Below are 12,970 nucleotides of genomic sequence, written 5' to 3'. Positions count from 1 at the left end.
CAAGCCTAGAACCGGGCGGCGACGCGGGCGTAGTAGAAGCCGCCGCTGATCCCGTACGGGGAGTACTGATTGTAGTAGGCGAAGGCGGGCGTGCCGCGATTGGCGGCCCGAACGCTGTCGGGATAGGCGTCCAGCAGGTTGTTGGCGCCGACGCTGAGCGTGATGTTGTCGCTCGCCGCGTAGCTGAGGTCGAGGTCGACGATCAGCTTGGGGCTGACGGTCTCGTCGTTGGCCGCCAGGGACGTGCGCTGGATGACCTCGCCATAGCGAGTCAGGCGCAGGTTGGTGTCGAACTTGCCGAGGGTCCAGTCGGCGCCCAGGATGAACTTGTCCTTGGGCGTGCCGACGGTCAGGTCGCCGATCTTCACGCGGTCGATATAGACGATCCCGGCCGCCGCCAGGGCCGCCGGCGGCTGCACGACGCGGGTGAACTCGTTCTTGGTGTGGTTGGCCGAGAAGGTCCAGCGCACCGCGCCGAAGTCGCCGAAGTCGGTGCGGTAGTCGACCACGAAGTCGATGCCGCGCGTCTTGGTGTCGGCGAAGTTGCCGTAGTAGAAGGCCGCCTGCTGCGGGTTCAGGCCCTGGCTGGCCAGGGCGGTGCTGACGGCGACGTTCGGGCCCAGCGTGCCGCTCTGCAGGATGCGGTTGTCGATCTTGATCTGGTAGACATCGAGGGTGACGTTCATCCGTGGCAGCGGCTGGGCCACGATGCCGACCGAATAGTTGGTCGACTTCTCGGGCCGCAACGGCTTGGCGCCCAGGGCGACGGCGGCCGGGTTGTCCGGCGGCAGCAGCTGCACCGGATAGAGCTGGGTCGTGGTCGCGGGCGGCACGATCACGCCGATGGTGCTGGACGAGGCGTAGTGCTGCTGCTGCAGCGACGGCGCCCGGAAGCCGGTGCTGGCCGTCCCCCGGATCGCCAGGTGCGGCAGGATCGCGTAGCGGCCCGACAGCTTGAAGGTCTTGGCGTCGCCGAAGTCCGAATAGTGCTCGAAGCGGCCGGCCAGGGCGAACTCCAGCTTCTCGGTCACCTTCTGCTCGACGTTCAGATAGGCCGAGATGTTGTCGCGCGAGAACGAGCCGGCCGAGAACGGCGGGAAGCCCGTCACGCCCTGCGAGCCGCCCGCGAACACCACGCCGGCCTGCGGGCTGCCGGTCGGAGCGACATAGCCGCCGTTGATGTACGAGGCCGGCTCGCCGGCGACGATCTCGAACTTGTCGTCGCGATACTCCGCGCCCAGGGCCACGAACATCGGATCGGCGAACAGGCCGGTGTCGACTTCGCGCGTCAGGTCCAGGTTGCTGGTCCACTCCTGGAACTTCAGCGTGCCGATGTAGAAATAGGTCGGGCTGGCCGGGCCCAGCGAGGCGTTCAGCGAATTCTCGTAATAGTCGACGTCGTCGCGGCTGAAGGTCGTCGACAGGTCCCAGTCGAAGCCCAGCAGCCCCATGCCCTTGGCGCCGAACGCCACCTGGAAGTCGCGGTCCTTCAGGAACAGGCGCGGCGTGTAGCCATCGGGATTGACCGCCGTGATGTTGTTGGCGGCGTTGGGATTGCGGAAGGTCAGCCAGGCGGCGGTGTTGCGGCTGGAGAAGGTGCCGAACGAATAGAGGTCGACATTGTCGCTGAGCGGCGAGCCGGCGCTATAGCCCAGCGAGAACAGCTGCACCTGCGGCGAGCCCGGGTGGCTGGTGTGGCGATTGGCGGTGGCCTCGCGCGGGTCTGGCGTCGCGCCGGCCGTCCCCACCCGCACCGGCTGGCCCGAGGCGTTCAGCGGGAAGTACATCACGGTGGTGTTCGGCGTCTTGTCGCCGCGGTCGGTCGGGTCGGTGATCCGGACGTCGGCGGTCAGGTTCAGATAGCCGGCCTCTCCCAGCTTCATCCCGATATTGCCGGAGAACTGGCCGGTCTCGCCGTCGCCCTCGCCGGTCTTGCCGTAGAGCGCGGTCAGCGAGCCGCCTTCGGGGCTCTTCTTCAGGATGACGTTGATCACCCCAGCCAGGGCGTCCGAGCCGTACTGGGCCGAGGCGCCGTCGCGCAGCACCTCGATCCGCTCGATCGAGGCCGATGGAATGAGGTCCAGGTCCGGCGGCGACTGGCCGTTCTGGGTGGTGCCGTTGACGAACAGGATGGCGGTGTTGTGCCGGCGCTTGCCGTTGACCAGCACCAGGGTCTGGTCGGCCGACAGGCCGCGCAGCGACACGGTCTTGATCGCGAAGCTGGCGCCCGCGCCGCTGTTGGAGGTGTTGGCCGACGGCACCAGGGTCGAGATCAGGTCGCGGGTCGACTGCTTGCCGCTCTTGCTCAGCTCCGCCGACGAGATGACGTCGATCGGGGCCATGCTCTCGGTGACCGTGCGCGACGTCGAGCGGGTGCCGGTGACGATCACCTCCTCGATGATGCTGGGCGCCTCGGGCTCGGGCGGCGGGGCCGGCTCGGGCGCCGAGGCCAAGGCCCCGCCGGCGGCGTTCGACCAGCCCGTGCGGATCAGGCCCGTGCGCGGGGGCGCCAGGATGATCGTCTTGCCGTCATTGGAGATCACCGTCAGTCCCGTGCCGGACAGCAGCTGCTCCAGGGCGCGATCGACCGGCAGAGCCCCCTTCACCGATCCCGTGCGCTTGCCGTCAGCGGCGTCCGACTGAACCAAGATCTGCACGCCGGCCTGGCGGGCGAACTGGCGGATGCCCGCCGCCGCCGGCTGGGCGTCGATCCTGAACGGCATGGCCTGGGCCAGGGCGGCGCCCGCGCTCAGCGCCCAGACGGCCGAGGCCGCGCAAAGCAGCCGCCGTCGGGCGGAGCGGTTCGTCCAGTCACGCATCGACAATCCCCCATCGTTCCGAGGTCCGCCACTCGCGGCCTCCTGACAGGACGAGGGATCGGACGCGGATTTCCGGGGGGCGTCCGCGCGATTGGTCCGATCACGGCTCAACACGCCCGCTTTCGCGCCAGCTGTGGACTTGGGCGCCCGTTTCGGATGCGAGTCGACGCCGCCAGCCAGCCACGCGAAAGTCTTGGCCGCCGCGCATTCGTCTCTTTCAAATTTCATGAACACCCCCGCGATTAATCTCGGAGGACAATAGGCCAATCAGGCGGGCCTATTCTGAGTCAGAATACATGTGAAAAGGAACAGACTTACTCATATCGCCATCGACAATGAGCGATATTCTGTCCGGTCATAAGCATATCGGAAATGTACGCTCAGGAAATATGAGCGCGACTGATCCGGATGACCGAGTCCTCGTCCCGAACCACGGCGCCGAGCGTCGCGGCGACGGCGCCTGCGAAACTTTCGGGCTCGTTGGTCTGGAACAGGCCGACGAAGCGCTCGCGCGCCAGCACCGGATCTTCGATCACGATCTGGCGGCTGTTGTAGCGGTTGAACAGCCGCGCCGCCTGTTCCAGGCTTTCGCCGTCCAGCGCGATCTCGCCGTTGCGCCAGGCCAGGCTGCGCTCGATCTCGGACGGCGACTCCGCCACCGTGGGCGAGACGGCGCTGGCCAGGATGATGCGGCTGCCCGCCGACAGCCGTCGCCGAGGCGCCGGATCGCCCTCGACCCAGGTCTCGACCACGCCCTCCGTGACCATGATGTCGACGCCGTCGCCGGCCTCGTCGCCGCGTCGCACGGAGAAGGCCGTGCCCACGGCCCGGACACGGACGGGCCCTGCCGCCACGACGAACGGACGCTCAGGATCCTTGGCGACCTGGAACCAGGCCTCGCCGGCCTTCAGAAGGATCCGGCGCGCCTTGGGCCGCATGGCCACTTCCAGCGCGGTCTTGGTGTTGATCGCGACCAACGAGCCGTCGGCGAGCGGTACGCGCCGGATCTCGCCCAGACGGGTGTCCAGCCGTTGCGGGCGCGCGGCCCAGAGGCCGATCCCGCCGACCAGCGACGCGGCCATCCCACCGGCTCCGGCGATTAGCGCCCGACGGCTGGGACGTTGGGCGGCCACGGTCTCAACAGAGGGCGCAACGCTGGCGAGGGCCCGGCCGCGATCCAGGAAACTGATCGCCGCCTGGGCGCGCAGCAGAGCCCCCGCCCGTCGAACATCGCCCTTCAGCCAGGCCCGCAGTTCGGGATCATGCTCGACGTCCAGGCCACGCGCGTCGACGCGGGCGGCCCAGTCGGCCGCCTCCTCGTCAATCTCGCTTGCGGACCGGATGGAGCTCATGAGCCTTGCCGACTGCCGGATGATCCTGTGCTTCCGCTTCCGATAAGGCCCGCAGGATTAAACGCAAGCCCCGCGCCGACTGCATTTCCACCACGTTTTCGGTCACGCCCAGTCGCAGAGCGGTCTCCCGCTGCGACAGGCCGTGGATCCGGCGAAGCGTGAAGATCTGCCGACACCGTTCGGGAAGTCCTTCTATCAGCCGCTGTACCCGTCCCAGTTCGCGACGGCCCGCGACCACGCGTTCCGGAGAGGGCTCTTCATCTACGACGTTCAGCGCGTCGATTTCCGTGACGCAGTCGATGCGAACAATGCGCGAGCGGCGAATTTTCTCGATGGCGATGTTGCGCGCCGTCCGGAAGAAGTAGGCCCGGCCGCTGGCGATATGGGCGATGCTGTCCAGGGCGGCCAGGCGGCAATAGGTCTCCTGGACCACGTCGTCGACGTCGGCGGGCGCGCTGCCCGACCGGCGCAGCCAGGCGCGCACATCCGCTTCGTGAGGAAGGATCTGGCCGCCGACGAAGGCGACGATCTCGGCGCGGCTCTGTTTCAACGGCCCCTCGACGACAATCCGGACAGGGGGAAGCGTTCGGGCCAACCCACGAAACCGCAACATCCGGCCCGCGCCTCCGCGCGCGATTGGCCGTCGGCGCCGCCGGACGAAGCAGAACAGCGTATTGGCGCCTCGGGCGCGAGCCGGCTTGCAAGTTGGCCGAGGATCGCCGACAAAATCCTATCAGTTTCATAGAGTTTCCGGATGCCGCACCCGCCAGCACCTGTCATCGCCGTAGTCGGCGCGGGGTTCAGCGGCGTCATGACCGCGCTGAACATCCTGCGCCGGTCACCGGACGCGAAGGTCATCCTGTTCGAGCGGCGCACGCCGGTTGGCCTCGGCGCCGCCTATGCGACCCACAATCCGGGCCATCGGCTGAACGTCCGGGCGGGCAATATGAGCGCCTGGCCGGACGAGCCGGGGCATTTCGTGGCCTGGCTGCGCGGCCGCAACTTCGCCCTGGGCCCGGCAGACTTCGCCACCCGCGCCGACTATGGCCGCTACTTGCAAAGCCTGGTGGCCGAGATCGCCGAGGGCCCGGAAGGCGCCGGCCGCCTCGTGGTGACCCCGGACGCCGTCGTCGGCATCGAGCCGGGCGGCGACGGCTGGCGGCTGCAATGCGCTATGGGCCGGGCGGTCACCGCCCACGCGGTCGTCCTGGCCCTGGGCAATCCGCCACCGGCCCTGCCACCGGGGATCGGCGCGGCCTTCGCCGCCTCGCACGCCTATGTCGCCGATCCGTGGCGATGGAACGCCGCGGACCTGCCGCCGGGACCGGTGATGCTGATCGGCACGGGCCTGACCATGGTCGACGTGGCCCTGTCACTGAACGACGCCCAGCACGGCCGGCCCATGCTGGCGCTGTCGCGGCGCGGCTTGGCCCCGCTGGAGCATGACGGCGCGCCGCCGCTGATCCTGCCCGCCCCGCCCGCCAACGATCTCTCGCCCTTGCAGGCCTTCGCCTGGCTGCGGCGGGCGGCCGCCGAGCACGGCTGGCGCACGGCCATCGACGCCACCCGCCCGATGACCCAGGCGCTGTGGCGCGGCTGGTCGGCGGCCCAGAAGCAGGCCTTCCTGCGCCACGCCCGGCCCTTCTGGGAAATCCATCGCCACCGCCTGGCGCCGCAGGTGGCCCGCCGGATCGCGGCCATGCGCGCCACCGGTCAGCTGACCCTGGCCGCCGGCAAGATCCGAACGCTGACTCTCGAGCCCGATGGCTTCGCCCTGTGTCGGTGGCGCGGGCGGGGCGAGCAAGGCGGCTATGTGTTTCGCGCGGCTTCGGTGATCAACTGCACCGGCCCCACGGGCGACGTCCTGGCCTCGACCGATCCGCTGATCCAGGAGCTGGTCAAGCGCGGCCTGGCGCGTCCTGATCCGTTGCGCCTGGGCTTCGACGTCGACGAAAGCGGCCGTGTCCGCGACGTCTCCGGCCAGGCCTCGCCCACTCTGCTGGCGGTCGGCCCCGCCACGCGCGGTGCTTCGTGGGAGATCACCGCCGTTCCCGACATCCGCGGCCAGACCGTCGCCGTGGCCGACACGGTTCTGGCCGCCCTCCGCCCCTAGAGATCCAGCGCGGCGGCGTGGATCAGCTGGCCCAGCTTGGCGATCGCGGCGTGGGGCGTGTCGTTCAGCCTCTGGACATAGGCCACCTCGGGCAGCGGCGGCAGGCGGTTGCTGGCCAGCGGCGCGCGCTCGGGCAGGAACAGCGCGGTGCGGCAGGTCACCGCCAGGCCCGCCTGCACCGCCGCGCGCAGGGCCGACAGGCTGGGTGTCTCCAGCGCCACCCGGTACGGCCGCCCGTCGCGCTCCAGCGCCGCCAGCGTCGCGTCGCGGAAGCGGCACGGCGATTCCAGGATGGCGATCGGCAGGACGTCGTTCTCGGCCAGCACCGACTCGCCGTGCCAAACCATCGGAACCACCCGGGCTGCCCGCGGATCGTCCGCCGCGCCCATGCAGAGCACGACGTCCAGCCGATCGGCCTCAAGCAAGCCCAGCAGTTCCGGCGACCCGGCCACCCGCACTTGCAGCTGGGTGTCGGGATTGAGCTGGGCGAACCGCGCCAGGACGCCGGACAACAGGGTCTCGGCGAAGTCCTGCACAAGCCCCACCCGCGCCGGCCCGGCCAGGGCGTCGCCGGTCAGGGCCACGACGGCGCGGTCGTTCAGCGCCAGGATCTCCCGCGCTCTCGGCAGCAGGGTCTGGCCGGCCGGCGTCAGCACCAGCCGCCGTCCTTCGCGGTGGAACAGCGGCGTCAGCACCGTCTCCTCCAGCCGCTTCATCTGCAGGCTCAGCGCCGACTGGGTGACGAACACCCGCTCGGTCGCCCGCAGCATCGAACCGGAGTCGACGATCGCCACGAAACTCCGCAGCAGTTCGGTCGGCAGGTTGGTCACCATCGGGACCCTCTTGAGATTTGCTAATAAGACCCGTGAGTATAAGTCTATTGATCAAGTAGGAATTCAACGTCCTTCTTTCTGGACCCACGGCGCTTGCGTCGCAACGGTTTCCGACGAGAGAGGACCGCAGTGTCTCTGGCGACGACCTACAGAATTTCTGAAGCTAGGCCGTGGCGCTGGCCCGACCTGGCCCGCGCCCGCTGGCTGTCGCCCCTGGCGCTGCTGGCGCTGTGGGAGCTGGGCGCGCGGGTCGGGGTGATCCCGGCCCGCGTGCTGGCCGCGCCCTCGACGGTCCTGGAGACCTTCTGGACCCTGACCGCCTCGGGCGAGCTGCCGACCAACCTGCTGGTCTCGCTGGCCAGGGCCGGCGCCGGCCTCGGCATCGCCCTCGTCGTGGCCCTGACCTTCGGCCTGCTCTCGGGCCTGTCGCGCTGGGGCGAGACGCTGATCGACCCGCTGATGCAGATCAAGCGGACGATCCCGGTCCTGGCGCTGACGCCGCTGTTCATCGTCTGGTTCGGCATCGGCGAGACGCCGAAGATCGCCCTGATCGCCGTCTCGGCCACCTTCCCGCTGTATCTGAACCTGTTCGCCGGCATCCGGGGCGTCGACGTCCGCCTGGTCGAGGCCGCCCGCAGCTTCGGCCTCACGGGCTGGAGCCTGGTGCGCGAGGTGATCCTGCCCGGCGCCCTGCCCTCGTTCTTCGTCGGCCTGCGCTACGCCCTGGGCGTCTCGGTGCTGGTGCTGGTGATCTCCGAGCAGATCAACGCCCAGGCCGGTCTCGGCTACCTGGTCAACAACGCCCGCGACTTCATGCGCACCGACATCATCGTCGTCTGCCTCGTCGTCTACGCCCTGCTCGGCCTCGGCGCCGACGCCCTCGTCCGCACGCTGGAGCGCAAGGCGCTGGCGTGGCGCCCCAGCCTCGTGGAGCAATGATCATGGCCGCCCCGCAGCCCCGCCTCCACCGCCCCGAAATCGCGCGTTCGGCGCCCAAGACCCCCGAGCCGGCCGTACGCCTCTCGAAGTTCGTCCGCCGCTTCGGCGACAACACCGTCATCGACGGCCTGGACCTCTCGATCGCCCCCGGCGAGTTCGTCGCCCTGCTGGGCGCCAGCGGTTCGGGCAAGACCACCCTGCTGCGCACCCTGGCCGGCCTCGATTCCCCCGACGATCAGGACGTGAAGACGCCCGACGCCCGCGCGGTCGTGTTTCAGGACGCGCGCTTGCTGCCGTGGAAGACCGTCTGGCGCAACGTCGCGCTTGGTCTTTCTGGCGGTCCAAGGGGGGGCAGTGTCCGGGCCCGCGCCGAGGCGGCGCTCAAGGAGGTGGGCCTTGGCCATCGCCTCGACGCGTGGCCCGGCACGCTCTCCGGCGGCGAGGCCCAGCGCACCGCCCTGGCTCGCGCCCTGGTCCGCGAACCGGGCCTACTGTTGCTGGATGAGCCCTTCGCGGCCCTCGACGCCCTGACCCGCCTGAAAATGCACGACCTGGTCCTGTCGCTGTGGCGCGAGCACAGCCCGGCCGTGCTGCTGGTCACCCACGACGTCGACGAAGCCATCGCCCTGGCCGATCGCGTGCTGGTGCTGGACAAGGGCCGCATCGCCGCCGAGGAGCGCATCACCCTCGACCGGCCCCGCGCGCCGGACGCCCGCTTCCAGGCCATCCGTCGGCGGTTGCTGAGCCAACTCGGCGTCGAGTGCGGGCCGGTCCATGGCGAAGGCCATCTGGTCGCCTTCCCGACAGGCGAGGTCGTGCTGTGAACGCGCCGCTCCGTCGCTTCGAGGCTCAAGCCCACTTGCCCGACCTCGACGCGATCCTGCCGCGCTTGACGAAGGCCTTCGCCGCCACCGCCGGTCAGCACGACCGCGAGGCCAGCTTCCCGGCCGACAACTTCCGCCAGCTGCACGAGGCTGGCCTGCTGGCCCTGACCGCGCCGGCCCGTCTCGGTGGTCTGGAGGCCGACCTGCCGACGGCGCTGAAGGTGATCTCGGCGGTGGCGCGCGGCGAGCCGGCGACGGCGCTCGTCCTGGTCATGCAGTACCTGTTCCACGCCTCGGTCGAGGGCCGCTCCGGCTGGCCCGAGCACCTGAAGCAGCGGGTGATCGGCGAGGCGATCGAGCATGGCGCCTTGATCAACGCCCTGCGGGTCGAGCCCGACCTCGGCACGCCGGCCCGAGGCGGCCTGCCGGCCACCATCGCCCGCCGCACACCCGAGGGCTGGCGGATCAGCGGTCGCAAGATCTACTCGACCGGCTCGACCAACCTGACTTGGTTCGTGGTCTGGGCCCGCAGCGACGACGCCGAACCGCTGGTCGGCGGCTGGCTGGTCCGCGCCGACACGCCGGGGATCACGATCGAGGAAACCTGGGACCACCTGGGCCTGCGGGCCAGCGCCAGCCACGACGTGGTGTTCGAGGACGTCCTCGTTCCGTTAGATCACGCCCTGGACCCGCAACCGGTCGGCGCCCCGCCGCCCTACCCGGCGAGCTTCGCGGCTTGGTCGTCAGTGCTGACCTCGGCCATCTACGACGCCGTCGCCCGTGCGGCCCGCGACTGGCTGGTCGAGTTCCTGGCCAACCGCAAGCCGGCCAACCTGGGCGCGGCGCTATCCACTCTGCCCCGCTTCCAGGAAGCCATGGGCGAGATCGACGGCCTGCTGCTGTCCAACCGCGTCCTGCTGGACACCGCCGCGCGCGGCCAGGTCGACGGCGTCGAGGCCAGCCTGGTCAAGCACCTGGTCACCGAAAACGCCATCACCGCCGTCGAGAAGGCGTTGAAGTTGACCGGCAATCCCGGCCTGACCCGCGCCAATCCGCTGGAGCGCCACCACCGTGACGTCCTGTGCGGCCGGGTCCACACGCCCCAGGCCGATGTGGTGCTGACCAGCGCCGGCCGCGCCGCCTTCGCCGGAGCCGGACGATGAGCCGTATCGTCGTCGCCAGCCAGTTGCCCGACGTGTTCAACAGCGTCTTCGCCCAGCACGTCGCCGATGCCGATATCGTCGCCGTGCCGCCCGGCCTTGCCGCGCCCCTGCCGCCCAAGGCCAGGGTCCTGGTCGCCGCGCCGTTCCGCAAGGCGGGCGGCATTCTGCCCGGGCAGCCGCCGCCCGGCTGGCCGTTCGACGTGCGCTGGGTGCAGCTGGTGTCGGTCGGCATCGACTTCTATCCGGACTGGCTGTTCGAGGGCCCGGTCGTCACCTCGGCGCGCGGCTCGTCCGCCGTCGCCCTGGCCGAGTTCGCCCTGGCCGCGATCCTGGTCGAGGCCAAGCGGCTGCCCGACATCTGGATCGACCAGGCCTCGCACTGGGCCCCGCGACAGCTGAAGCTGGTCGCCGGCTCGACCCTGGGCCTGGTGGGCTTCGGCGCGATCGGCGAGGCCCTGGCGCCGCGCGCCCAGGCCTTGGGGATCAACGTCCTAGCCGTCCGCCGCTCGGACGCGCCGATCCCGGTCGCGGGCGTCGAACGGGTCGCCGATCTCAAGACCCTGTTCGAGCGCAGCGACCACGTCGTGCTGGCCGCGCCGGCGACGCCGCAGACCGAGCGGATCGTCAACCGCGACCTGCTGCTGCACGCCAAGCCCGGCCTGCACCTGATCAACATCGCCCGCGGGGCCCTGATCGACGACGAGGCCCTGCTGGCGGCGCTGGACGAGGGCCGGGTCGGCCGCGCCAGCCTGGACGTCACCTTCCCCGAGCCCCTGCCTGAGGGCCATCCGTTCTACGTCCACCCCAAGGTGCGCCTGTCGCCGCACACCTCGGTGCACACGCCCGACACCCGCATCAACCTGGCGACCCAGTTCGCCGAGAACCTCGCCCGCTTCCGGTCCGGCGCGCCCCTGGCCGACGTCGTCGACCTGTCGCGCGGCTACTGAAGGACACCCGCCATGACCGCCTATCCTTCGGCCCGGGGTTTCGCTCCGGCCGCGCCGCATCCCGCCAAGATCGAGACCGTGCTTCCCGCGTTCGGGACCCGCGAGATCCCGCGCCAGCCGACGATCGAGCTGGAACGCCTCTACCGCAAGCAGCGCCTGGCCGCGTCCTATCGCCTGTTCGGCCGCCATGGCTTCGACATGGGCGGGGCCGGCCACATCACCGCCCGCGATCCGGAGCTGACCGACCATTTCTGGGTCAATCCGTTCGGCGTCCACTTCTCGCGCATCAAGGTCTCGGACCTGATGCTGGTCAGCCATGACGGCCGCATCGTCGAGCCGCCGGCCAAGGTCCCGCCGCGCCTGAACCGCGCCGCCTTCGCTATCCATTCCCAGCTGCACGAGGCGCGACCCGACGTGGTCGCCGCCGCCCATTCGCACTCGCTGTACGGCAAGGCCTGGTCGGCCCTGGGTCGCCTGCTGGATCCGCTGACCCAGGACTCGGCCGCCTTCTACGAGGACCACGCCCTGTTCGAGGAATTCTCCGGCGTCGTGCTCGACGCCAGCGAGGGCCAGAAGATCGCCAAGGCGCTAGGGCCCAAGAAGGCGGTGATCCTGCAGAACCACGGCATCCTCACCGTCGGCCACTCGGTCGAGGCCGCCGTCTGGCGCTACCTGGCCCTGGAGAACGCCTGCCAGACCCAGCTGCTGGCCGAGGCGGCCGGTCCGACCAAGCCGATGCCGCCCGAGGTGGCCAAGCACACCGCCGGCCAGGTCGGCAGCGAGGCCGGCGGTCTCTGGGCCTTCCAGCCGTACTGGGACGTCGTCACCGAAGAAGAGCCGGACCTGTTCGACTGATGACCGGCTTTTCCTTTTCTAGGCGCGACCTGATGGTCGGCGGCCTGTCGATCGCCGGCCTCTCCATGGCCGGCCTGACGGCGTGCTCGCCCCAAGTGGATGGCAAGCCCGACGATCTCTCCAACCTGACGCTGCGGGTCGCCACCTATCGCGGCAATCCCGAGAGCTTCTTCGACCAGGCGGGAATCCAGGTTCCGCCCTACAAGCTGGCGCGCACCCAGTTCGCCGGCGGCAACCTGATCGCCGAGGCGATCAACGCCCGGGCGCTGGACTTCGGCGGCATGAGCGAGATCCCGCCGATCTTCGTGGCCGGCCATCCGGGCAATCAGCTCCGCGTCGTCGGGGTGCTACGCGGTGACGTGAACAACCAGGTGGTTCTGGTCCCGAAGGGCTCCGCGGTCCAGGACTTCGCCCAACTGAGGGGCAAGCGGGTCGGCTATGTGAAGGCCACCACCTCGCACTACATCCTGCTGCGACTGCTGGACAAGGCCGGCCTGGCCTGGACCGACATCACGCCGGTGGCGCTGAGCCCCCAGGACGGCTTGGCCGCCTTCCAGAGCGGCGCGCTGGACGCCTGGATCATCTACGGCGTCATCGTCTACCAGGCCCGTGAGGCCGGGGCGCGGGTGCTGACCACCGCCCAAGGGATCCTCTCGGGCAACTACCTGATCACTGCGGCAAAGGACGCCTTGGACGATCCGCAACGGCTCCAGGCGATCGGCGACTATGTCCAGCGCTACAAGCGCGTCTTCGACTGGATCAATGCCGACGGGACCCGCTGGGCCAAGGTCCGCACCCAGGCCACCGGCGTCAAGCAGGCCTATTACGAGCAGGAATTCCACGAGCGCAGCTCGCCTTTCCTCCTCGAGCCGGTCAGCGACACGGCCATCGCCTCGCAGCAGGCGGTAGCCGACACCTTCGCGGCCGCCAAAGTCATTCCCGGCGCGGTTCAGGTCAAATCCCTCTGGGACGACCGCCTGACATCGTTTCTGAAGATCAATTAGACACTCGAATATAGACGTTCAGCTACGCAAATATCAGTAAAACTATCGACTTCTGGATTTTATATTCGTTGAGAACAGATAGCGCGGATGCGAAATCCCTACCTAATAAATAGGGGATAGA

At 69.5% G+C, this 12,970-nt stretch carries 11 protein-coding genes; 7 read left to right on the top strand and 4 right to left on the bottom strand.

Going from position 1 to position 12,970, the window contains the following annotated elements:
* Positions 1–5: 5 nt before the first annotated feature.
* The 3 genes from ASC70_RS02365 to ASC70_RS02355 form a co-directional block, all read right to left on the bottom strand.
* Positions 6–2,819, bottom strand: coding sequence for a TonB-dependent receptor (locus ASC70_RS02365; protein ID WP_056046224.1), 2,814 nt, complete (start codon positions 2,817–2,819; stop codon positions 6–8).
* A 380-nt stretch (positions 2,820–3,199) separates the two neighbouring features.
* A complete protein-coding gene (locus tag ASC70_RS02360; RefSeq protein WP_056046116.1) occupies positions 3,200–4,171 on the bottom strand; it encodes a FecR family protein in 972 nt (323 codons plus the stop codon).
* Positions 4,140–4,721: an RNA polymerase sigma factor gene (locus ASC70_RS02355; RefSeq protein WP_056046114.1), complete on the bottom strand. Its 582-nt coding sequence runs from the start codon at positions 4,719–4,721 to the stop codon at positions 4,140–4,142. The genes ASC70_RS02360 and ASC70_RS02355 overlap by 32 nt, the downstream gene beginning before the upstream one ends.
* A gap of 204 nt (positions 4,722–4,925) precedes the next feature.
* On the opposite strand from ASC70_RS02355, the gene ASC70_RS02350 reads away from it, so the two are divergent.
* A complete protein-coding gene (locus ASC70_RS02350) occupies positions 4,926–6,284 on the top strand; it encodes an FAD/NAD(P)-binding protein (RefSeq protein ID WP_056046112.1) in 1,359 nt (452 codons plus the stop codon).
* Here ASC70_RS02350 and ASC70_RS02345 read toward each other — a convergent pair.
* Entirely contained in the window at positions 6,281–7,117 is an 837-nt protein-coding gene (locus tag ASC70_RS02345; protein WP_056046110.1) for a LysR substrate-binding domain-containing protein, read from the bottom strand. The two genes, ASC70_RS02350 and ASC70_RS02345, sit on opposite strands and share 4 nt — an antisense overlap.
* Before the next feature lie 129 nt (positions 7,118–7,246).
* Between ASC70_RS02345 and ASC70_RS02340 the strand changes: the two genes are divergently transcribed.
* The 6 genes from ASC70_RS02340 to ASC70_RS02315 are packed head-to-tail and all read left to right on the top strand — an operon-like array spanning position 7,247 to position 12,849.
* Positions 7,247–8,056, top strand: a complete 810-nt coding sequence (locus tag ASC70_RS02340) for an ABC transporter permease (RefSeq protein WP_056046108.1) — start codon at positions 7,247–7,249, stop codon at positions 8,054–8,056.
* A gap of 2 nt (positions 8,057–8,058) precedes the next feature.
* A complete protein-coding gene (locus ASC70_RS02335; RefSeq protein WP_056046105.1) occupies positions 8,059–8,880 on the top strand; it encodes an ABC transporter ATP-binding protein in 822 nt (273 codons plus the stop codon).
* Positions 8,877–10,043, top strand: a complete 1,167-nt coding sequence (locus tag ASC70_RS02330; RefSeq protein WP_056046103.1) for an acyl-CoA dehydrogenase family protein — start codon at positions 8,877–8,879, stop codon at positions 10,041–10,043. Before ASC70_RS02335 ends, ASC70_RS02330 begins: the two co-directional genes overlap by 4 nt.
* Complete coding sequence (locus tag ASC70_RS02325; RefSeq protein ID WP_056046101.1) at positions 10,040–10,990, top strand: D-isomer specific 2-hydroxyacid dehydrogenase family protein; 951 nt, start codon at positions 10,040–10,042, stop codon at positions 10,988–10,990. Before ASC70_RS02330 ends, ASC70_RS02325 begins: the two co-directional genes overlap by 4 nt.
* Positions 10,991–11,002: 12 nt before the next feature.
* Positions 11,003–11,845, top strand: coding sequence for a class II aldolase/adducin family protein (locus ASC70_RS02320; RefSeq protein ID WP_056046099.1), 843 nt, complete (start codon positions 11,003–11,005; stop codon positions 11,843–11,845).
* Positions 11,845–12,849 (top strand): ABC transporter substrate-binding protein, encoded by a 1,005-nt coding sequence (locus ASC70_RS02315; RefSeq protein ID WP_056046097.1) that lies wholly within the window; start codon positions 11,845–11,847, stop codon positions 12,847–12,849. The genes ASC70_RS02320 and ASC70_RS02315 overlap by 1 nt, the downstream gene beginning before the upstream one ends.
* Positions 12,850–12,970: the final 121 nt, after the last annotated feature.

It is taken from the genome of Caulobacter sp. Root343 (assembly GCF_001425745.1).
In the GTDB taxonomy this organism is placed as follows: Bacteria; Pseudomonadota; Alphaproteobacteria; order Caulobacterales; family Caulobacteraceae; genus Caulobacter.
The sequence above is the reverse complement of the archived record's forward strand: the minus strand, read 5'-3'. Positions and strand labels throughout refer to the sequence as shown.